Annotated in this window: 15 protein-coding genes; 10 read left to right on the forward strand and 5 right to left on the reverse strand. The window is 45.7% G+C overall.

Translation table 11 applies throughout. The features are described 5' to 3' along the window. Nucleotides 1-5 precede the first annotated feature (5 nt). The 3 genes from QZ327_RS03445 to QZ327_RS03455 form a co-directional block, all read right to left on the reverse strand. The gene (locus tag QZ327_RS03445; RefSeq protein WP_294617141.1) at nt 6-173 is read right to left on the reverse strand and encodes a hypothetical protein; all 168 of its coding nucleotides are present in this window, start codon (nt 171-173) and stop codon (nt 6-8) included. A 231-nt stretch (nt 174-404) separates the two neighbouring features. Continuing rightward, nucleotides 405-1,190 (reverse strand): porin family protein, encoded by a 786-nt coding sequence (locus QZ327_RS03450; protein WP_294617142.1) that lies wholly within the window; start codon nt 1,188-1,190, stop codon nt 405-407. Nucleotides 1,191-1,199: 9 nt separating this feature from the next. Further along, nucleotides 1,200-2,333 carry a PCMD domain-containing protein gene (locus QZ327_RS03455; protein ID WP_294617144.1) on the reverse strand — a complete coding sequence of 378 codons (1,134 nt, stop codon included), beginning with the start codon at nt 2,331-2,333 and terminating at the stop codon, nt 1,200-1,202. 170 nt (nt 2,334-2,503) lie between these two features. Here QZ327_RS03455 and QZ327_RS03460 point away from each other — a divergent pair, with 170 nt between their 5' ends. Together QZ327_RS03460 and QZ327_RS03465 are read left to right on the forward strand one after the other, a co-directional pair. Next, on the forward strand, nt 2,504-3,784 hold the full coding sequence (locus tag QZ327_RS03460) for a serine dehydratase subunit alpha family protein (RefSeq protein ID WP_294617145.1): 1,281 nt from the start codon (nt 2,504-2,506) through the stop codon (nt 3,782-3,784). A 250-nt stretch (nt 3,785-4,034) separates the two neighbouring features. Continuing rightward, on the forward strand, nt 4,035-6,791 hold the full coding sequence (locus QZ327_RS03465; protein ID WP_294617147.1) for a TonB-dependent receptor: 2,757 nt from the start codon (nt 4,035-4,037) through the stop codon (nt 6,789-6,791). 104 nt (nt 6,792-6,895) lie between these two features. Here QZ327_RS03465 and QZ327_RS03470 read toward each other — a convergent pair whose 3' ends face one another. Beyond that, the gene (locus QZ327_RS03470) at nt 6,896-7,471 is read right to left on the reverse strand and encodes an FKBP-type peptidyl-prolyl cis-trans isomerase (protein WP_294617149.1); all 576 of its coding nucleotides are present in this window, start codon (nt 7,469-7,471) and stop codon (nt 6,896-6,898) included. Nucleotides 7,472-7,913: 442 nt separating this feature from the next. Here QZ327_RS03470 and ilvD point away from each other — a divergent pair, with 442 nt between their 5' ends. The 5 genes from ilvD (at nt 7,914) to ilvC (ending at nt 13,984) form a co-directional block, all read left to right on the forward strand. Next, nucleotides 7,914-9,716 (forward strand): dihydroxy-acid dehydratase, encoded by a 1,803-nt coding sequence (gene ilvD, locus QZ327_RS03475; protein WP_294617151.1) that lies wholly within the window; start codon nt 7,914-7,916, stop codon nt 9,714-9,716. A gap of 47 nt (nt 9,717-9,763) precedes the next feature. Then, entirely contained in the window at nt 9,764-11,458 is a 1,695-nt protein-coding gene (gene ilvB / locus QZ327_RS03480; protein WP_294617153.1) for a biosynthetic-type acetolactate synthase large subunit, read from the forward strand. A gap of 119 nt (nt 11,459-11,577) precedes the next feature. Then, nucleotides 11,578-12,141, forward strand: a complete 564-nt coding sequence (ilvN, locus tag QZ327_RS03485; protein ID WP_294617154.1) for an acetolactate synthase small subunit — start codon at nt 11,578-11,580, stop codon at nt 12,139-12,141. Then, nucleotides 12,141-12,890 carry an acyl-ACP thioesterase domain-containing protein gene (locus QZ327_RS03490; protein WP_294617155.1) on the forward strand — a complete coding sequence of 250 codons (750 nt, stop codon included), beginning with the start codon at nt 12,141-12,143 and terminating at the stop codon, nt 12,888-12,890. Before ilvN ends, QZ327_RS03490 begins: the two co-directional genes overlap by 1 nt. 50 nt (nt 12,891-12,940) lie before the next feature. Beyond that, entirely contained in the window at nt 12,941-13,984 is a 1,044-nt protein-coding gene (ilvC, locus tag QZ327_RS03495; RefSeq protein ID WP_294617157.1) for a ketol-acid reductoisomerase, read from the forward strand. 120 nt (nt 13,985-14,104) lie between these two features. Here the strand turns inward: ilvC and QZ327_RS03500 are convergent, their stop codons facing one another. Continuing rightward, nucleotides 14,105-16,003, reverse strand: a complete 1,899-nt coding sequence (locus QZ327_RS03500; RefSeq protein WP_294617158.1) for an AAA domain-containing protein — start codon at nt 16,001-16,003, stop codon at nt 14,105-14,107. Between the two features lie 196 nt (nt 16,004-16,199). Here QZ327_RS03500 and QZ327_RS03505 point away from each other — a divergent pair, with 196 nt between their 5' ends. The 3 genes from QZ327_RS03505 (at nt 16,200) to QZ327_RS03515 (ending at nt 19,146) form a co-directional block, all read left to right on the forward strand. Continuing rightward, nucleotides 16,200-16,970 (forward strand): DUF1295 domain-containing protein, encoded by a 771-nt coding sequence (locus tag QZ327_RS03505; protein ID WP_294617160.1) that lies wholly within the window; start codon nt 16,200-16,202, stop codon nt 16,968-16,970. Between the two features lie 76 nt (nt 16,971-17,046). Continuing rightward, complete coding sequence (locus QZ327_RS03510; protein ID WP_294617161.1) at nt 17,047-18,297, forward strand: NADH:flavin oxidoreductase; 1,251 nt, start codon at nt 17,047-17,049, stop codon at nt 18,295-18,297. A 9-nt stretch (nt 18,298-18,306) separates the two neighbouring features. After that, nucleotides 18,307-19,146: an SDR family oxidoreductase gene (locus QZ327_RS03515; protein WP_294617162.1), complete on the forward strand. Its 840-nt coding sequence runs from the start codon at nt 18,307-18,309 to the stop codon at nt 19,144-19,146. The last annotated feature ends 67 nt before the right edge of the window (nt 19,147-19,213 follow it).

Here is a 19,213-nt window from a genome sequence, read left to right on the forward strand (position 1 = left end):
GGATATCAACGTCCGGGGCGAGGGGTATTAGTATCTGTCGCGATAGACACCAATGTCTGTCGCGATAGATGTTGATGTCTGTCGGCAGAAATACCTGCATCCAACATCGGCAACACTTGTGTCCAACGGCGGTAATACCTGCGTCCGGCAGCTGGCTTGCCTGGTTTCTGCATAAACGGCGCATGTTTATCGGAAATCGGAGCATATCTATCCGCACTTTATGCAGGATGTTCCTGTTCCGACAGAAAAAGGTAGGAGTGAGAGTAAGCAAAAAGGCGGTTCTGCCACCTTTTTGTCGTAAATCGGACGGATGGCGATTCACTTGTAAATTTCACGTTAAAGCCACAGGTTTTCCTCGGCAGAGGATGTCTGTGGCTTTGGCGTATGATATTGTCTATGTCCGCTTAGAACGCATATCCGAACCCTAAGTTCAGATAAATGGGATACATGTTGAACGTTATCGTATCGAAGTCTTTTTGGAAGATATCATTCAGTCCCCAAGTCACGTCTGCGTGCACGGTAAGGTGTTTGAACGCTTTCCACTCTCCGCCGAATTGCAAGCCCCATTGGAATTTTCTTAATTCGTTGGAAAAGTCGTATGTCGCGATACTCTCACCGGTAAATTCCACTTTCGAGCCGGTTTGGTCGGGAGTACGCAAGTGTCCTTCGTATACGTGTCCCGAGAAGTTGCCTTCCAATAAGTAGGAGAAGTAAGGACCTGCCGACACGGTCCACCGTTTGCTGATGCGGTAGTCGGCAAGGATGGGGATGGTGAGGTAGGAGTTATTCACTTTGGTCTTGACCCCACCTGTCCAAAGACCTGCCAGCTCTCCACCGTTGGTATTGATGATTTTCATGCCGTAGTTCTTCACGGTGGCTTCGGTGGTCATGTTCTTGTTCTCCAACCGCAGACCAAGCGTGAGTCCCCACTTTTTCTTTTCGTCAAACCACTTGCTGGCATTGCCTTCAATGGCAATGGCTATGCCCGGTGCGTAGTTGTCTATCTTGCGTATCTCTTTGGGCAGGGGGATGGGGGATGTACCTCCGATGTTGAATCCGGCTTTGATACCGTATTCCCACCCGCGCAGATAGGAGTTGATAATACTCTTGTTTCTCTCGTCTTGCGCCTGTATGTTGGCCGCCATTGCCAGCAATACGGCTATTGTGCAGATAAAATGATACTTTTTCATACTTTATAATCAGATTTCTTCGCTTATAAGTTCTAATTCGTCTACGTACAATGTACTGCCCACGGCTCCTTTGAAGTATGCGCCGTCAATGCTGGAAGAAAGGACAATGCTTAGTTTGTACTTTCCGTTCTGTAGTTTCGCCTTGTCAATCTTTTTATCATCCATTGTTTCGAAAGGCAAATCGAACTCTGTCCATTCTTCGGTCTCTACGGCATCTTTTTCGCTAATACGGGCAAGGGAGATGATATTGGGCGCATTAAGGCTGTTGCTACCATCCAGCATGAAGGAGTTTTCATTGGCTTCGTACAATACGGCATAGATGTCGAAGCGGTCTTTTTTGCCTTCCTGCACTTTGCCCTTATCGGTATAGACTTCTCCCGCCTTAAACTTGAAGTAACCTTTCAACGCTACCGGACGTTTGTAATACTGTATGCCGAACTTGGTGGCACGCAGGGGGGCTTTCAACGCATTCGCCAAGTCGAAAGAGCCGATAAACAGGTTACCGGCTGCAATATACATATTTACCACGGCTCCGAAGCTACCCGTATCGCAAGTAGTAAGTTTCACTCCTTTGCCGCGATAGCCATCGGTTATCTGCTGTGTGGGATAATCGGTGCGGTTGCCAGCCATGCCGGTGAGTTTGTAACCGGGGTTACCACTCGACCATTGCACAACGCTCGAAACATTGGTTGAGGTGCTGGGTTCGAACTCATAAAAGATGTCATATTCGGTACCGGCGGAAGGGAGCAGCTCTTCAAAATGGAAAGTTTCGGGGATTTCGGCAGGAATGACTTTTACAGTATAGGTAGAGGTCCATTCTTCGTCTTCGGAAGTTACGGTAAAGGTGCGCGTATGCGATTCGTTGCTGAAATCATAATTGTTCAGAATGTCGTTCGGGAAATGTTCGTTTGCACGAAGCGTTGCGCCAAAAGGCAGTGTAAACAACAGTTGCTGCTTGGATAAATCCGCTCCCTTATGTACATATATGTTTATTTCTTTCGAGTCACTGTTGATGTGAGCCAATTGTACGTCTATGCCTGTGCAGGCGTCAATCGCTGCTTCAGAGTTAAGCGCTTCGTCCTGTATGCAGGACGAAACGGCCAAGGCAAGCATGAGGGCAGTAGTCCACTTCTTAAAGTTCATATATTTCCTTTTTGAATGTTGATAATTTAATATGGTTTAGAGGGTTGCAAAAATACGTTATTATTTTGTAATAACAGGGACGGGAAGAAAAAAGTATGCCGAACTCTGCTATTTATTTACTATTCCATATATCTTTGCGATACGATTGAATAAAAAAACATATATGTGGTATGACTGAAGCCGAAAGAAAACAGATAATCGCTTTGGTGCAGCGCGAGGTGGTTCCCGCCATTGGATGTACGGAACCCATTGCCGTTGCTTTGTGTGTGGCAAAAGCAACCGAGACATTAGGTGTGCGGCCGGAAAAAATAGATGTTTTGTTGAGTGCCAACATCCTGAAAAACGCAATGGGAGTCGGCATTCCTGGTACGGATATGATAGGATTGCCCATTGCCGTTGCTTTAGGGGCATTGGTCGGTAGGTCGGAATATCAACTGGAAGTACTGAAAGACAGTACTCCTGTTGCCGTGGAAGAGGGAAAACGCTTTATCGGTGAGAAACGTATCAATATATCGCTGAAGAAGAACATTACGGAAAAACTTTATATCGAGGTATGCTGCGAGACTGCCGGAAACAAGGCGGTTGCCATTATTGCCGGCGGGCATACCACCTTTATATATGTGGCACGTAACGGTGAGGTCTTTTTAAACAAACAACATGCAAGTTGTGGGGAGACGGAAGAGCGGACCGTTGATTTGACCCTGCGCAAGGTGTACGACTTTGCCTTGACGGCTCCGCTGGATGAAATCCGTTTTATTCTTGAGACGGCACGTCTGAACAAAGCCGCCGCCGAACGCTCTTTCAGCGGGAACTACGGTCACGGGCTGGGTAAGATGCTGCGCGGAACCTATGAGCATAAGATTTTGGGCGACAGTGTGTTTTCGCATATCCTCTCTTATACGTCCGGTGCGTGCGATGCCCGTATGGCAGGTGCCATGATACCGGTAATGAGTAATTCCGGCAGCGGAAACCAGGGAATTTCCGCCACATTGCCCATGGTGGTTTATGCCGAGGAGAACGGCAAATCGGAAGAGGAACTGATTCGTGCCCTTATGCTCAGCCATCTGACGGTGATTTATATCAAGCAAAGTCTGGGGCGTTTGTCGGCATTGTGCGGTTGTGTGGTGGCTGCTACGGGCTCCAGTTGCGGCATTACCCGCTTGATGGGGGGAGGTTACGAACAGGTGACCTTTGCCGTTCAGAACATGATAGCCAATCTTACCGGAATGATTTGCGACGGTGCCAAGCCCAGTTGCGCTTTGAAAGTAACCACCGGCGTTTCTACTGCTGTTCTTTCCGCCATTATGGCGATGGAAAACCGTTGTGTCACTTCCGTTGAAGGAATTATCGATGAGGATGTAGACCAAAGTATCCGTAATCTGACGAAGATAGGTTCTAAAGGAATGGACGAGACGGATAAATTGGTGCTGGAGATAATGACAGGAAAATAGTGAGGTAAAATTGGGGATAAGATTAGGGAAGTTGTTTCGACACACTTCCCTTAATAATTTACCATAGTCTGACAGGCGATAAATCAACAGTCGTACAGCTTCTGGCGAGAAGCACCGGCTTTTCCTTCTTCTTTTGCGGGATGTGTTGAGATAGGAGCAAAATAAATATGTAAGACATTGATTAAACCTTTTGCTTGTATTGTTGTCATGTTATTATATTCTTCTACAGAAATACACAAACACTCATATTATGAAGAACATCATTGTCGGATTGCTGTTTTTTTTATTTGTGCCGGAAGCCGTTTGGGCTCAAAAAAATGTTGTCACGGTTTCGGGGCAAGTTGTAGAACAAGGCACCAAAGGATTTATAGAGGCGGCTACCGTGCAGCTGTTGGCGTTAGCGGATAGTTCGCAGGTTGCTGGTGTTGTAACCCGTGCGCAGGGGCGTTTTATCTTACCCCGTGTCAAGGCTGGTAATTATCTGTTGAAAGTATCATTTGTAGGATACACCACGCTATTCCGTCCTGTCGCTTTATCCGAGAGGAGAACATCGCAGAATCTCGGTGTGATAGAGTTGTCGGAAGACGGTATATTGCTGGATGAAGCGGTTATCACAGCCGAGGCTCCTCCGGTAGTTATCAATGAGGATACCACAGAATACAATGCGTCTGCTTATAGAGTGGCGGCAGGGTCGATGATTGATGAATTGATTAAACAGTTGCCCGGTGCCGAAATAGATGAAGACGGGAAAATAACGTTGAATGGCGAGGAAATCAAGAAAATAATGGTGAATGGCAAGGAATTCTTTGGCAATGACACGGATATGTCATTGAAAAACTTGCCGGCGGACGCTGTGCGGAAGTTGAAGGCTTATAAGGAAAAGAGTGATAACGAACGGTTGACGGGTATTAAAGATGGCAATGAAACCCCGGTACTGGACCTTACTTTAAAGAAGAACAGTGGGTGGATGGGAAATTTGAGTGCCGGATATGGTACGGAAAATCGTTATGAGGGGAATGTAAATGTAAATCATTTTACGGATGATACCAATCTTTCGTTTGTAGGTGCGGCTAATAATACCAATCGTCAAAGTAGTGGTCAACGTACTCATCAGAGTGCGGGTATTACTTATGCCCGTAAGAGTGAGAAATTGGATGTAAGAAGTAATGTACGTTACCGCCACAATGTGAATGATGTGATTACGGAAACTTCTTCCGAAACTTTTATAGGTGATGAGTCTACTTTTTCCAACAGGTATTCCATAAGGCAAAACGATAACTATGGCCTGGGTGGAAATGCACGGGTGGAATGGAAAATAGACAGTTTGAACACGTTGAATACGCGTATAAATTTTGACTATAGCAAAGGTAATTCGTGGAACGAAAGCAGGAACAAACGACTTGATAATGAGAAGGAAGATATCAATGAGACTACTTCTGCCGGTAGGGGAGAGACGGATAAGCACGGAGTGGAGGGCACGATATCCTATTATCATAGATTTCGGAAACCCAGGCGCAATTTCCACGTTTCGCTCAATTTTGATTACGATAAAAATCTCCGGGACAATTTCAGCAAATCTTATTCCCGTTTTTTTGCACAAGACAGCGTTTCGGACATTGAACGGAATACGAAAGGCGACGGGCATAATTTGAATTGGAGTATCTCCGCCAGATATATCGAACCTCTTTCCAAACATTATAGGATCAGTGTCGGTTATACTTTGTCCAGCCGATATGGAGTGTCACAGTCATTGGTATATGATAGCATCAATTATGCAGACCGCATGAACTATGGATATAATGATAATCTGAGTTCTCGTGTTGAAAATCATTATACCAATCAGCAGTTTAATGTATCTTTACAGGGTGACCATACGCAGTGGCAGGGTGAGCGTAAGGGATTGAACTACAATATAGGAATTGCTTTAAATCCGCGCTTTACTGAAAGTGTGACTACTATCGGACCCAATGCGAATAAAGATTTGCCTCGGCAAAAAAACATAAACTGGTCTCCTACCATATCGTTGGATTACTATTTCTCGCGTCGCGAACGTTTTACTTTTCGATATAGCGGACGAAGTTCCGCACCTGAGATGGAGGATCTTCAGGAAGTTATAGATGTTACCGATCCGATGAATTTACGTTACGGGAACCCTAATTTGAAGTCTTCGTTCTCGAATACGGTTAGTGCTAATTACAATCGCTATTCGGTTGCCACTATGAGAAGTTTTCGTGTAGGGGCAGGCTTTAATAATACTATGAACTCAGTGGGAAACCGCATGGCTTATGATGCCGGAACCGGCGCACGTACTTATCACAAAGTCAATATCAATGGTAATTGGAGCTCGCATTTGAACCTGTCTTTTGATACGCCGTTCAAGAATAAGAAATTTACGATGAGTGCGGGAGCCAATGCCCGATATAGTGATCAGGTCAGTTATACGTCTGTGAATAAAAAAAGTACGGATGCGGAACTGAGCACTACCCACAACTTTTCTACCACCGCCCGTCTGCGGGGAGCATACCGTAATAAAAAATCGGATGTAGCTTTAAGTGCTTCATTCCGTTACAATAGTGTACAGAATAGCAAGAAAAAAAACAGCAATCGTGAAACATTTGATTATACTTTGGGAGGAAATACGAATATCCGCCTGCCATGGGATACGGAATTCACTACGGATATGCGTTGGCGGATACGTGAAGGGTATAGTGGGAATGCGAACCGGGATGAGTTCTTATGGAATATGCAACTTTCAAAACGTTTTATGAAGCGTAAACAAGCTATGGTACGCGTCAAGGTATATGATATTTTACGCCAGCAGAACAATCAAACCCGTTCTGTAAGTGCTACAAGTATCACCGATACAACTACCAATATGCTTACCAGTTATTGTATCGTCCATTTCAGTTACCGTTTCAATACATTAGCCGGCAGTCGGGGCGGCAGTAGGAATAATGGTGGCAGGGGAGATGCCGGGAGAAGAATACGTACTATCGAAGAGTATTAAGGCAACTCTACTATATACAATCTTGCAATAAGGGGGCAAAACTAAAATCGGTTATTGTTTTGCCCCCTTGTACTATACGTTGTTATTGTCCAATTCTTGATTTATCAGTGGCAGCATTCGTCTCCGCATCCGCTACCGCAGTCTCCGCAGTCGCATCCGCCACCACATCCGCCATTGCATCCGCCGCCACTCATCATGCGTGCCATGTCTGCCAGTTCGTCATTAGTGGCCGGACGGTTTTCGGTGATTTCACCTACGAAGTTCAGGTCGCAACCTGCCAACGGGTGGTTCATGTCCATTACTACTACATCGTCTTTTACTTCTACTACGCTTCCGTTGATGCGTTGGCCTTCCGAGGTCATCAAGGGGATTACGGCGCCTTCTACTACACGTTCGTTGTCGAACTTGCCTTCTATCTCGAAAATATTCTTCGGAAGGTCGATAACGTGATCATCGTCATACTCGCCGTAAGCTTCTTCGGCTTTGATTGTGAAGTCGAACTTGTCGCCTTTCTGCAAGTCTTTCACTTGGTTTTCGAAAGCTTCCAATGTCAGACCCAGTCCGGAGATAAACTGGAACGGATGCTCTGCAGGAGCTTCTTCTGTGAATTCTTTTTCTCCGTTTTCGATGGTGTACAACTTATATGCTAAGGTGATGTACTTGTTTTCTACTGTTTCCATTAATTCTGTTATTTCTATTAGTGAATACTGTTTCTGCTTTGGCAGTGTGCAAAGATACGAATATTTTTATTTGAAACGATTAAGTGATAAAATAAGATTTTAAGGCGTAGTTTCCTTACGATTATTCGTGTTTATATCTTTTTTCTCGTCAATTTGTTTGGAAATTATAAAAAAGCACTTACCTTTGCAAGGTATTTATATGAAATAACGAATTAAGGGAACAATAAAGATACTTTGGTTATGAATTTACATACATCCGTTAACTTGGCACTCCTGCACATTATTCGCGTCGTGGTCGTGGCATCAAGAGCGTGAGAAAGGTTGTGTATGTATTCGTACGATAGAAGATATTTATAAAAAGCCTTTCTCATTACGGTGAGAAAGGCTTTTTGGTTTTTAAGAACTTAAAAAAAAGAGCAAGAGCTCAAAAACTTACAATAAGATGAAGCATCAGTTACGCAGTTCGTTCAGCACGCAAGGCCGCCGTATGGCAGGTGCCCGTGCATTGTGGGTGGCAAACGGCATGAAGAAAGAGCAGATGGGCAAGCCCATTATCGCTATAGTCAACTCTTTTACCCAGTTTGTGCCGGGACATGTGCATCTGCACGAAATAGGTCAGTTTGTAAAGGAAGAGATAGAGAAGCAGGGTTGCTTTGCTGCCGAATTCAACACGATTGCTATTGATGACGGTATTGCAATGGGACACGATGGTATGTTGTATTCGTTGCCTTCACGCGATATCATAGCCGACAGCGTGGAATATATGGTGAATGCGCATAAGGCGGATGCCATGGTATGTATCAGCAATTGTGACAAGATTACTCCGGGCATGCTTATGGCTGCGATGAGGCTGAATATCCCCACAGTATTTGTTTCCGGCGGTCCTATGGAAGCAGGGGAGTGGAACGGACAGCAACTCGACTTGATTGATGCCATGATAAAGTCGGCTGACGACAACGTAAGCGATGCGGATGTTGCTAAAATAGAACAGCACGCTTGTCCTACTTGCGGATGCTGTTCGGGTATGTTTACTGCTAACTCCATGAACTGTCTGAACGAGGCTATCGGATTGGCTCTTCCCGGTAATGGTACGATTGTGGCTACCCACGAGAACCGGAAGCAACTCTTTAAGGATGCCGCCAAGCTGATTGTCGAAAACGCTTATAAGTATTATGAGGAAGGAGACGACAGTGTGCTTCCTCGTAGTATTGCTACCCGCGAAGCTTTTCTGAATGCAATGACGTTGGACATTGCGATGGGTGGCTCCACCAATACGGTACTTCATCTGTTGGCTGTAGCACATGAGGCGGGGGCTGATTTCACTATGGATGATATTGATATGCTGTCGCGCAAGACACCTTGTTTGTGCAAGGTAGCTCCCAATACTCGAAAATACCATGTGCAGGACGTAAACCGTGCCGGCGGCATCGTTGCCATTATGGGCGAGCTTGCCAAAGGCGGACTGGTAGATACGGCTGCGCGCCGTGTAGACGGGATGACGCTGGGAGAAGAGATAGACCGATATTGCATTACCAGCCCGAATGTCTGCGAGGAGGCAATCAGGAAATATACCAGTGCCGCTGCCGGAAAGTTCAATCTGGTACTCGGCTCGCAGACGGCTTATTATAAGGAATTGGATACGGATCGTGCCGAAGGCTGTATTCGTGACTTACAGCATGCTTATAGCAAGGATGGCGGATTGGCTGTGCTGAAGGGGAATATTGCACAAGACGGATGTGTGGTAAAGACTGCCGGAGTGGACGAAAGCATTTGGAAGTTTACCGGTCCTGCCAAAGTGTTCGATTCGCAGGAAGCTGCGTGTGATGGCATTTTAGGTGGAAAGATTGTCAGCGGCGATGTGGTGGTCATTACCCATGAAGGTCCGAAAGGCGGTCCGGGCATGCAGGAGATGCTTTATCCTACTTCCTATATCAAGTCTCGTCATTTAGGTAAGGAGTGTGCGCTGATAACCGATGGACGCTTCAGTGGGGGAACTTCCGGGTTGAGCATCGGACACATTTCTCCCGAAGCCGCTGCGGGTGGAAATATCGGGAAGCTTAGGGATGGTGACATCATTGAAATAGATATACCGAACCGTTCTATCAATGTGAGACTGACGGATGAAGAATTGGCTGTCCGTCCCATGACACCGATGACACGCGACCGCCAGGTATCGAAAGCATTGAAAGCGTATGCCGGCATGGTAAGTTCGGCGGATAAAGGAGCTGTAAGGTTAGTAGATTAATAAGTAAATAATGTAGTTGAGGAGTTAATTCCTAAAAAATATACTTGATGGAAAACTTGATAACAGGTGCGGAAGCATTGATGCGCTCTTTGGAGTATCAGGGAGTAAAGACCGTTTTCGGTTACCCGGGTGGTAGTATCATGCCGGTATTCGATGCTCTATACGACCATCGGAAGAACTTAAATCATATCTTAGTCCGTCATGAACAGGGTGCTACCCATGCCGCACAAGGCTTTGCACGTGTGTCGGGCGAGGTAGGCGTATGCCTGGTAACCAGCGGACCGGGCGCCACAAATACCATTACAGGTATTGCGGATGCCATGATTGACAGTACTCCGATAGTTGTTATTGCCGGACAGGTGGCTACGGGGTTTCTTGGAACGGACGCCTTTCAGGAAGTGGACTTAGTGGGTATTACACAGCCTATCACGAAGTGGAGCTATCAGATACGTCGTGCGGAAGATGTGGCATGGGCGGTAGCACGCGCTTTCTATATAGCGCAGAGCGGACGTCCCGGTCCGGTTGTATTGGATTTTGCCAAGAATGCACAGGTGGATAAGACGGAGTATGTCCCTACTAAAGTGGATTATGTGCGTAGTTATTTGCCTGTGCCTGAAATGGAACCGGAAGCCATACGGCGAGCTGCCGATTTGATTAATGCGGCTGAACGGCCGTTGGTATTGGTGGGGCAGGGGGTAGAACTTGGTAATGCACAGAATGAATTGCGTGCTTTCATTGAAAAGGCGGGTATGCCTGCGGGATGTACTTTGCTGGGACTCTCTGCATTGCCTACGGCTCATCCTTTGAACAAGGGCATGTTGGGCATGCACGGCAATCTGGGGCCCAATATCAACACCAATAAGTGCGATGTGCTGATTGCGGTGGGCATGCGTTTTGATGACCGTGTCACGGGTAAGTTGTCCACTTATGCAACGCAGGCAAAAGTAATCCATTTCGATATCGATCCGGCAGAGATAGACAAGAATGTAAGGACGGATGTTGCCGTATTGGGCAATTGTAAAGAGACTTTGGCGGCAGTGACCGAACTGCTGGAACCTGCCGAACATAAAGAGTGGCTTGACAGTTTCCTGCCCTACGAACAGATAGAGGAGGAGAAAGTTATCCGTGCCGAACTGTATCCGGCAGGTGATATGTTGAGTATGGGCGAGGTGGTGCGTGCCGTCAGTGAGGCAACGAAAAACGAGGCTGTATTGGTGACGGATGTAGGTCAGAACCAGATGATGTCGGCACGCTATTTTAAATATAGCAAGGAACGTAGTATCGTTACCTCCGGTGGTTTGGGTACAATGGGCTTCGGACTTCCTGCCGCTATTGGTGCCACTTTCGGACGTCCTGACCGTACGATATGCGTTTTTATGGGCGATGGCGGTTTGCAGATGAACTTGCAGGAATTGGGTACGGTAATGGAGCAGAAAGCACCGGTCAAGATGATTTTACTGAATAATAACTATTTGGGTAACGTCCGCCAATGGCAGGCTATGTTCTTTAACCGTCGTTATTCGTTTACTCCGATGATAAACCCGGATTATATGAAGATTGCTTCCGCTTATGAAATTCCGGCGCGGCGGGTATCTACCCGAGAGGAACTGGCAGAAGCCATTGATGAGATGATTGCAACAGACGGTCCGTTCTTGCTGGAAGCTTGTGTGGAGGAAGAGGGAAACGTAATGCCGATGACACCGCCGGGCGGTTCTGTGAACCAGATGTTGCTGGAATGCTAATAGAATTATGAATTTTGAATTATGAATTATGAATGGGCGCGTGATTATCTTAACAACTCGTCGTTCTCGATTCATCGTTCTCAATTCAAAATTCATAATTCATAATTCATAATTAGTTTATGACTGACAAAACCTTATATACAATTATCGTTCATTCGGAAAACTTTGCAGGTTTGCTGAATCAGGTAACGGCTGTATTTACCCGTCGGCAAATCAATATTGAGAGTCTGAATGTTTCGGCATCCTCTATCAAGGGGGTACATAAATATACCATTACCGCCTGGACGGATAAGGATACTATTGAGAAAGTGACGAAACAAATCACAAAAAAGATAGATGTGCTACAGGCACATTATTTTACGGACGATGAAATCTACCAGCACGAGATTGCGTTGTATAAGATAACGACCCCCGTATTGGAGGAGAAGCCGGAAATATCCAAGATTATCCGTAGGTACAATGCGCGCATCGTAGAGGTGAACTCCGTATTTTCCATTGTAGAGAAGAACGGAATGAGCGAGGAGATAACCAGTCTTTACGAGGAACTGAGTGTTTTTGGGTGCGTGCTCCAGTTTGTACGTTCGGGCAGAGTGGCAATCACAACAAGTTGCTTCGAACGTGTCAACGAATATCTGGCAGACCGGGAAACAAAATATCGTGAGTATAAAGAACAAGAAGGATAATGAGCGAGAATAACAGAATAGGAACTTATAAGTTTGTAGCCGAACCGTTTCACGTAGACTTTACCGGTCGTCTTACAATGGGGGTGCTCGGGAACCATCTGCTGAACTGTGCCGGCTTTCATGCAACGGAACGCGGTTTCGGCATTGCAACTTTGAACGAGGATAATTATACGTGGGTGCTTTCACGGTTGGCAATCGAGTTGGACGAGATGCCATATCAATATGAAGATTTCTCCGTTCAAACTTGGGTGGAGAATGTGTACCGACTCTTTACCGACCGTAATTTTGCTATTATTGATAAGGACGGAAAGAAAATAGGATATGCCCGTTCCGTATGGGCGATGATTAGCCTTAATACCCGTAAGCCTGCCGATTTGTTGGCTTTGCATGGCGGCAGTATCGTGGACTATGTGTGTGACGAACCTTGCCCTATCGAAAAACCCTCGCGTATCAAAGTGGCTTCTGCGGAATCTGCCGCTTCTCTGACTGCCAGATATAGCGATATCGACATTAACGGGCATGTAAACAGTATCCGTTACATTGAGCATATCCTTGACTTATTTCCAATAGAGCAATATAAGGAAAATCGCATCCGCCGTTTTGAAATGGCGTATGTGGCGGAGAGTTATTATGGTGATGAGCTTACTTTCTATAAAGACTGTATAGGCGATGGCACGTATGACATAGAAGTAAAAAAGAATGGCGGTGAAGTGGTTTGCCGTTCGAAAGTAATATTTGTAAGAAAATAATTTATTAATCAATCAGTTGGCATAAGCCACAAATAAAAACGAAAATAAAAATGGCACAATTGAATTTTGGCGGTGTTATTGAAAATGTAATGACCCGCGAAGAATTTCCTTTGGAAAAAGCACGTGAGATTTTAAAGGATGAAACAATCGCTGTTATCGGTTATGGCGTACAAGGTCCCGGTCAGGCATGCAACTTGCGTGACAATGGTTTCAATGTAATCGTAGGCCAGCGTCAGGGTAAGACTTATGAGAAAGCTGTGGCGGACGGTTGGGTTCCGGGTGAAACGCTGTTCGGCATTGAAGATGCTTGCCAAAAAGGTTCTATCATCATGTGTCTGCTGTCCGATGCGGCTGTAATGTCTGTATGGCCTACTCTTAAACCGTATCTGACTCCCGGAAAGGCTCTTTACTTCTCTCACGGTTTTGCTATTACTTGGAGTGACCGCACGGGTGTGGTTCCATCTACGGATATCGATGTTATCATGGTTGCTCCTAAAGGGTCGGGTACGTCATTGCGTACGATGTTCCTCGAAGGGCGTGGCTTGAATTCTTCTTATGCTATCTATCAGGATGCTACCGGCAAGGCTTTGGACAGAACGCTGGCATTGGGTATCGGTATCGGTTCAGGTTATTTGTTTGAAACGACTTTTATCCGTGAGGCTACTTCTGACCTGACGGGTGAACGCGGTTCCTTGATGGGTGCTATTCAAGGATTGCTGTTGGCACAATACGAGGTGTTGCGCGAAAACGGTCATACTCCGTCGGAAGCATTCAATGAGACTGTTGAGGAGCTGACTCAGTCATTGATGCCGTTGTTTGCCAAGAACGGTATGGACTGGATGTATGCCAACTGCTCCACTACTGCCCAACGTGGTGCTTTGGATTGGATGACTCCGTTCCACGATGCCATCAAGCCGGTAGTACAGAAATTGTACCAAAGTGTTAAGTCCGGTAACGAGGCCCAGATTTCTATTGACAGCAATTCTAAACCCGACTATCGTGAGAAATTGAATGAAGAACTGAAAGCATTGCGTGAGAGCGAAATGTGGCAGACTGCCGTAACGGTTCGTAAACTTCGTCCGGAAAACAATTGATTTTTGAGATAAATCAAGGAAAATGATAGAAGAAGGATGCATTGCAAGGGTGCATCCTTCTGTCATTATGGACGAAGAAAAGAATATTCTTTCTATAATTTCAACATGTTCACTTTTTCATTACTTGTCATTGATTTTCTTTATATATTCCAGCAGTTTTTTATAGAAAGCATGATGACTCAATGTATTTGCTTCTCCCAATATAACCAGTTTCATGCGTGCTCTTGTTATCGCTACGTTCATTCTGCGTAAATCGTTCAGGAAACCGATTTGACCTTCTTCATTGGCACGTACTAAACTGATAAAGATGACATCGCGCTCTTGTCCTTGAAATCCATCAACGGTGTTGACCGTTATTTGGTTACGGTAAGGACGCAGAACAGTACTGCCTTTTATTTTTTCCCGTAGGTATTGCACTTGTGCTTTGTAGGGTGATATCAACCCGAAGTCGATACGCTCTTCAAGAATACGGTTGCCGCCTATGCGCTGGATGTACGCTTCCAACTCTTTTAGTAATAAATGGGCTTCCTCTTTGTTGATGCGTCCGAATGTCTCCCCAACAAATTGTTCCTTGAAATCCATATCGGAAGTATCAACCCATGTGACTGGAGTATCCCAGTCCAGTATTCCCCGGTGGCGTATTTCCGGAGCCGCTTCCAGTGCTCCGTCATAAAACCAGTCCGAGGAGAAGCGCATAATATCTTCGTGCATGCGATATTGCACTTTCAACAGGGATACGGCGAACGGTTTGTTGGTTACGACCTTTTCCATTAATGTATGTTCTAATCCGCCGCGTGCGGCTTCGTGACATTTGATGGTGGGCGGCAGTTGGCAGTGGTCTCCTGCCAATATCACCCGGTCTGCTTTACGGATAGCTATCCAACAGGCTGCCTCTAAGGCTTGGGCTGCTTCATCAATGAACAACGTGCCGAAACGGCGACCGTTCAGGAGACGGTGATTGCTGCTTACGAGAGTGGAGGCTATGACGTGGGCGCTGTCGAACAGATCGGAGTTGATTTGTATTTCCAGTGCCGTGGCACGGTCGCGCAGGCGGCTTATGCGACTACGTATTCCTTCGCGTTCGTCATAACTGCCACGGCGGGTTTTACCGCTCAATTGCCGCAGTTCTTTACGTATGCTCCATAGTTCGGGGTAATGCGGATGATTCTCGAAACGGCGTTCGTAGGTGAAAGATAACATTTTGTCGTTGACGCGTGTGGGGTTTCCGATGCGTAGTACATTTACCCCTCTATCCACCAACTTTTCGGAAATCCAATCGACCGCCATATTGCTTTGGGCGCAAACCAATACTTGTGGTTCACGGTGCAGGGTTTCGTAGATGGCTTCTACGAGGGTAGTGGTTTTACCTGTTCCAGGCGGACCATGTACGACAGCTACATCCTTGGTACATAATACTTTGTTGACAGCTGTCTCTTGTGTCGGGTTCAGCCAAGGAAAACGTACCGGATACAGTTCTCGAAAACCGGCTTTAATTGTACCCAATAGTGTATCCCGCAATTGTGCAAGCCGATTGCTTTTGGCGCGCAGGGTATCTTCCAAAGCTTCAAACATCGTGCGATAAGAAGTCTCATCGAAATAAAGTTGTACACCGAGGTTGTCTGCAGACTGTACATCCAGAATGGCTTCTGTGCCGGGCATGACCACTACCATGCGCGTTTCGTCCGCATAGCTGACAGTGGCTGTGAAATTAAAGTAGGTGATTTTACCATCTGCAGACTGATGGAAAAAACAGACAGGACGTCCGAACTCGAAATTATGTTCTATATCGGTGTTTTCGGTACGAGTGATTTCTATAACCAGTTGGTTCAACGAGTTATAATAACTCCGTCCCGCTACGGAAGGATACCAGCACAGTCCTCGTTTGACTTTGCGGATAATACCCATGTTCTCCGTTTGCCGCTTGAACTCCTCTTTTTCGTATTCATACTCCATGCGCAATAGAAGTTGCTGCCGTTGAAGGTGTATGATGGGCGATTGTATATCGTTGTTTCTATTCATGCTTATTATTGTAAAATTCTGCGGCACACTGTGCTTTCTGGGGTAATTACTTTTCCGCAAAGGTAATAAATCCTTGCTTTTAAGGGAAGAAATGTCCTGTTTTGTTAAATTTTTCTTTCTTTAAGTCACAACGCTTAAGAACTCCGACTGATTATTGCGAGTTTTCCCTATATTTGTGATACTTAAATAAAAGAGTATGAGTGAGGAAGGGTTTCATATATTCTTGGGGGTGATGTGTGCGGTTGCTCTTTTTGTGTTTATCGCACTTTATTTTATTAAAGCCGGATACGGTATGTTCCGTTCCGCATCGTGGGGATATGCCATTGATAACAAGTTGGCATGGGTATTGATGGAAGCTCCGGTTTTCATTGTCATGTTCTGGCTATGGGGTAAGAGCGGGGTCGGTTTTGCCATGCCGGTATATTTGTTCTTTCTGTTGTTTCAATTGCATTATTTTCAAAGGTCATTTGTTTTTCCTTTTTTGCTGAATGGAAAGAGTCGAATGCCGATAACTATTATGGTTATGGGGATTGTGTTCAATGTCCTGAATGGAATAATGCAGGCAGGCGGACTGTTTTACTTTGCTCCTGAAGAGTTGTATACCGGCAGTTTGGAATATCTGTTACGACCTCATGCGCTGACAGGAATCCTGTTGTTTCTGGCAGGTATGTTTGTAAATCTTCATTCTGATTATGTGATTCGTCATTTGCGTAAACCGGGCGATACAAGACATTATCTTCCATCAAAGGGATTCTATCGCTATGTCACTTCTGCCAATTATTTCGGTGAACTGATAGAATGGACAGGTTTTGCCATACTTACCGCTTCGCCTGCCGCATGGGTGTTTGTATGGTGGACTTTTGCAAACCTTGTGCCTCGTGCTGATGCCATTTATCGTCATTACCGAAAGGAATTCGGTGATGAGGCGGTAGGGAAGCGTAAACGTATCATTCCCTATATCTATTGAAGAATTAATATTGATAAGTTGATTATTCGTACTTATTTAAATTTGGAACCATAAATCTAAAAACATAAATTTTTTCATGAAATCACAATTATTTACTCCGGTTACTTTCGGACCACTGACTCTTCGTAACCGTACCATCCGTTCGGCTGCTTTTGAGAGCATGTGCCCGAATAATGCTCCTTCGGACATGTTGCTTGATTATCATCGCTCAGTTGCGGCAGGTGGCGTTGGTATGACTACTGTAGCCTATGCGGCCGTTACTCAAAGCGGGCTTTCTTTCGATCGCCAGTTGTGGATGCGTCCCGAAATAGTTCCGGGACTTCGTAGGCTGACCGATGCGGTACATGCCGAAGGTGCTGCCGTAGGGATTCAGTTGGGACATTGCGGCAATATGTCTCACAAGAGCATTTGCGGGTGCACACCTGTCGGGGCAAGTAGCGGATTTAATCTGTATTCACCTACTTTCGTGCGCGGATTGCGTGCCGATGAATTGCCGGACATGGCTCGTGCCTATGGGCGGGCGGTGAATCTTGCCCGTGAGGCGGGTTTTGATGCTGTGGAAATCCATGCAGGACATGGTTACCTTATAAGTCAGTTCCTTTCGCCTTCTACCAACCATCGCAAGGATGAATTCGGTGGCTCTTTGCAGAACCGTATGCGTTTTATGGATATGGTGATGGAAGAGGTAATGAAGGCTGCCGGTCGCGATATGGCAGTGTTTGTGAAAATGAATATGCGCGATGGATTTCGGGGAGGCATGGAGATAGAAGAGGCGTTGCAAGTGGGTAAACGCCTTGAATGGTCGGGGGTACACGGGCTGGTGTTGAGTGGCGGGTTTGTAAGTAAAGCGCCTATGTACGTGATGCGTGGAGAGATGCCTATTCGTAGTATGACGCACTACATGACGTGCTGGTGGTTGAGGTATGGAGTACGCATGGCAGGTAAATGGATGATATCGGCCGAACCGTTTAAAGAAGCCTATTTCTTGGAAGATGCTTTGAAATTCCGTACGGAACTGAAAATACCCTTGATATATGTGGGTGGATTGGTGTCACGTTCCAAAATAGATGAGGTGCTGGACAATGGCTTTGATGCCGTACAAATGGCGCGTGCCTTGCTCAACGAACCTGGGTTTGTAAACCGTATGCGCGCAGAGGAGAATGCCCGCTGCAATTGTAAACATAGTAATTACTGTATAGCCCGGATGTATTCTATTGAAATGGCTTGTCATCAACATTTAACGGAAGAACTTCCCCGTTATCTGAAAAAGGAGATAGAAAAAATCGAGACCAAAGAGGTGTTACGCCTTGAAACCGATAACTTATAATTAACAACTGTGAAACTTGCTATCATAACCGGTGCCGATGGCGGTATGGGAACGGAGATAACGCGTGCTGTGGCTAAAGCCGGATATAAAATCATTATGGCCTGTTACCACCCGGAAAAGGGGGAAAGGGTAAGGGAAATGCTGGCGCGTGATACTGATAATCCTTACATTGAGGTAATGGGGGTTGATTTGTCTTCGTTTGCATCTGTGGCGTTCTTTGCCGAAAAAGTATTGAAACGTGGCGATACGGTCAACTTGCTGATGAACAATGCCGGGACAATGGAAACGGAGTGTTACATCACGGAAGACGGCCTGGAGCGAACAGTGAGTATCAATTATGCTGCTCCCTATCTGTTGACGCGTAAACTTCTTCCTTTGATGGGAAAGGGAAGCCGTATCGTGAATATGGTCTCTTGCACGTATGCTATCGGGCATCTCGATTTTCCGGATTTTTTTCTTCGGGGAAGGAAAGGAAGCTTCTGGCGTATACCTGTTTATAGTAATACGAAATTAGCATTGACCTTGTTTACAATTGAGCTTGCCAATCGTGTAAAGGAAAAAGGAATTGTGGTGAATGCTGCTGATCCGGGTATTGTTTCCACCAATATCATAACAATGCACATGTGGTTCGACTCATTGACAGATATATTCTTCCGCCCTTTTATCCGTACTCCTAAGCAAGGAGCGGCAACGGCTGTTCATCTGTTACTGGATGAGGATACAGGGAAGCGTACAGGTACTTTGAATGTAAACTGCCACCTCAAACCGCTTTCTGCGAAATATGTCAATCATGTGCAGATGCAGGAGTTGTGGGATAGGACGGAACGGATAGTAGAGAAGTGGCTATAAAACAAGAAAAAAGCGTATTGAAATAAAGATGAGAACATAAAAAAATATTTCAATACACTTTATTCCT

Origin of the sequence: uncultured Bacteroides sp., from assembly GCF_910578895.1 — a bacterium.
Lineage (GTDB): Bacteria > Bacteroidota > Bacteroidia > Bacteroidales > Bacteroidaceae > Bacteroides.

What these genes read in the sequence shown, in the direction of transcription:
- ilvB (WP_294617153.1), top strand. Translation starts at nt 9,764, where the DNA reads ATGGAAAACTTGATAACAGGTGCGGAAGCATTGATGCGCTCTTTGGAG.
- QZ327_RS03445 (WP_294617141.1), bottom strand. Translation starts at nt 173, where the DNA reads ATGCAGAAACCAGGCAAGCCAGCTGCCGGACGCAGGTATTACCGCCGT.
- QZ327_RS03460 (WP_294617145.1), top strand. Translation starts at nt 2,504, where the DNA reads ATGACTGAAGCCGAAAGAAAACAGATAATCGCTTTGGTGCAGCGCGAG.
- QZ327_RS03470 (WP_294617149.1), bottom strand. Translation starts at nt 7,471, where the DNA reads ATGGAAACAGTAGAAAACAAGTACATCACCTTAGCATATAAGTTGTAC.
- QZ327_RS03465 (WP_294617147.1), top strand. Translation starts at nt 4,035, where the DNA reads ATGAAGAACATCATTGTCGGATTGCTGTTTTTTTTATTTGTGCCGGAA.
- ilvD (WP_294617151.1), top strand. Translation starts at nt 7,914, where the DNA reads ATGAAGCATCAGTTACGCAGTTCGTTCAGCACGCAAGGCCGCCGTATG.
- QZ327_RS03455 (WP_294617144.1), bottom strand. Translation starts at nt 2,333, where the DNA reads ATGAACTTTAAGAAGTGGACTACTGCCCTCATGCTTGCCTTGGCCGTT.
- QZ327_RS03500 (WP_294617158.1), bottom strand. Translation starts at nt 16,003, where the DNA reads ATGAATAGAAACAACGATATACAATCGCCCATCATACACCTTCAACGG.
- QZ327_RS03505 (WP_294617160.1), top strand. Translation starts at nt 16,200, where the DNA reads ATGAGTGAGGAAGGGTTTCATATATTCTTGGGGGTGATGTGTGCGGTT.
- QZ327_RS03510 (WP_294617161.1), top strand. Translation starts at nt 17,047, where the DNA reads ATGAAATCACAATTATTTACTCCGGTTACTTTCGGACCACTGACTCTT.
- QZ327_RS03490 (WP_294617155.1), top strand. Translation starts at nt 12,141, where the DNA reads ATGAGCGAGAATAACAGAATAGGAACTTATAAGTTTGTAGCCGAACCG.
- ilvN (WP_294617154.1), top strand. Translation starts at nt 11,578, where the DNA reads ATGACTGACAAAACCTTATATACAATTATCGTTCATTCGGAAAACTTT.
- ilvC (WP_294617157.1), top strand. Translation starts at nt 12,941, where the DNA reads ATGGCACAATTGAATTTTGGCGGTGTTATTGAAAATGTAATGACCCGC.
- QZ327_RS03450 (WP_294617142.1), bottom strand. Translation starts at nt 1,190, where the DNA reads ATGAAAAAGTATCATTTTATCTGCACAATAGCCGTATTGCTGGCAATG.